This window comes from Shewanella sp. MSW, assembly GCF_007636515.1.
In the GTDB taxonomy this organism is placed as follows: domain Bacteria; phylum Pseudomonadota; class Gammaproteobacteria; order Enterobacterales; family Shewanellaceae; genus Shewanella; species Shewanella indica.
This window is the reverse complement of sequence record NZ_LVDR01000038.1, coordinates 1-1,766: the sequence shown is the minus strand read 5'-3', so window position 1 is coordinate 1,766 and position 1,766 is coordinate 1. Positions and strand designations below refer to the sequence as shown.

The 1,766-nt window shown below is 40.7% G+C and carries 2 protein-coding genes; both read left to right on the top strand.

The annotated features are described in order from the left end of the window. Positions 1-53 precede the first annotated feature (53 nt). Complete coding sequence (locus tag AYI96_RS20650; RefSeq protein WP_233962912.1) at positions 54-902, top strand: RHS repeat domain-containing protein; 849 nt, start codon at positions 54-56, stop codon at positions 900-902. 1 nt (position 903) lies between these two features. Continuing rightward, positions 904-1,506 (top strand): hypothetical protein, encoded by a 603-nt coding sequence (locus AYI96_RS20200; protein WP_071476986.1) that lies wholly within the window; start codon positions 904-906, stop codon positions 1,504-1,506. Positions 1,507-1,766 lie beyond the last annotated feature (260 nt).

The following is a 1,766-nucleotide window of genomic DNA, read 5'->3' as shown; positions in this document are numbered from 1 at the left end:
ACAGCTCGCGGCGGCAGTAGCGGCGGCGGTGATTACATGTAAGGGGAATACTCATGGAACGAATAATTCAACTCCTAACGCTGCTGTTACTGTTAGTATGCAGCCAAGTATCAGCAACCACAGTTAGATATCAGCATACAGATATGCTGGGGTCAGTCGTTGCAGAATCGGACAGTGCCGGCAACATCACCAGTCGCAGTCATTACGAGCCGTTTGGCAAACGATTGGGGGGAGACAAGGCCGGTATAGGCTACACAGGCCACCTGCAGGATGAGGACTTGAACCTGACCTATATGCAGGCACGATACTATGATCCGCTGATTGGGCGGTTCTATGCGGATGATCCGGTTGGGTTCAGGGATGTGTATTCGTTTAATCGGTATACGTATGCCAATAATAATCCATATAAATATGTGGATCCGGATGGGGAGTTTGCTTTAGCCTTATTTGCACCGCCTCCGCCAGTAGTGGGACAAACGGGCGGAAACGTTAAAGCCCCAAACATCACCAAGCAAGATGTGGTTTCTGGTGCAATCAGGACCGGCAATCCGATAGTTGCAGTAGTTGCAATCATATTGACTGCAGAGCAGGGAAACTCAGAAAATCAATCAAATAATGAAGGAAAAACTGGTCCTCATTCCAGCGAGGAAAGAGCATTACAAGACATGTTAAATGGTGATACTCGAAGAGGGAATAGATTAAGTAATGATGATGCTGATGCATACATAGATTTAGCAGAGGAAATGGGGAATAAAACCTCAGATCACAGAGGAGAAAAAGGAAGACAGGGAGGTGGAAATGAAAACCACTGGAAAGGAGGGGAACATATTCATATTGATCGTATGAGGTCAGGTATAGGAGATAAGCACATCCCCACAGAGCCCATAGAGAGGGAGAAGTAGCGTGATATCAGGTACTATTATCGTTGTAAGAGCGGATTTGCAAACTTACTATTTTGCAACAGATCAAGTTAACAAGATTTTGAGAGTTTCAAATAAAATATACTGTGGATGTGGTAGGTCATGGGACTATTGGTTACCTGATAGCGTGCCTGAAAATATCAAAAAACTTACCAAGGAAGCTGAGGATTCATACTCTCAAAATTTAATGTATCGTCTTTTTCAAACCAGAGAAAAAGCTAAACTAGTTTTAGACTGGCTTAATGAAAATGATGACGATTTTAGTTACGAGACAATAGAAGTTTACTCAGTAAAAAAAGCTGATGAGATTACTGTGAAAGAAGATGGGTTTATTGGTATTGATATAGATTGCAATGGTCACTACCCAATAAAGGAAGAATTATTCGCCTCAAAAATAGATAATTCTATACAAGTTGAGTTCGAAGAGTTTTTCACCTTACTTAACAGAAATGGACTTTTCAATTCAGCAGAAGATGCAAAGAATTTTATAGACTGCTACCTTAGAATTCAGAGTCACAGGAATATTGAGAAAGTGTCTGAGGATGAAATTTTATATAGTTTTATCTACAAACCAAATAGTAATTAAATTAAAAAAAGCATGATATCCACACCTTTATAAGGCTCTGACAAGCCGAGTAGCTCTGTACTGATGAATCCCCTGATGATTTAGATAAAAATCATCAGGTTAAGGTAGAAACACAGTTAAAAGATAGGACAGCCAGTTAAAACAAAAAAATCAAGCCACCAAACAAAAAAATCAAGCCACCCACTTTAAAACAATAACTTAATCTTCTTTCGGTCTGCGTTCAAGCACCGCTAGGGGATTTGAGCACCCGGAGGTAGAAA

Bases quoted from the DNA above. Each gene is read 5' to 3' on its own strand.
- AYI96_RS20650 (WP_233962912.1), top strand. From the start codon at position 54: ATGGAACGAATAATTCAACTCCTAACGCTGCTGTTACTGTTAGTATGC.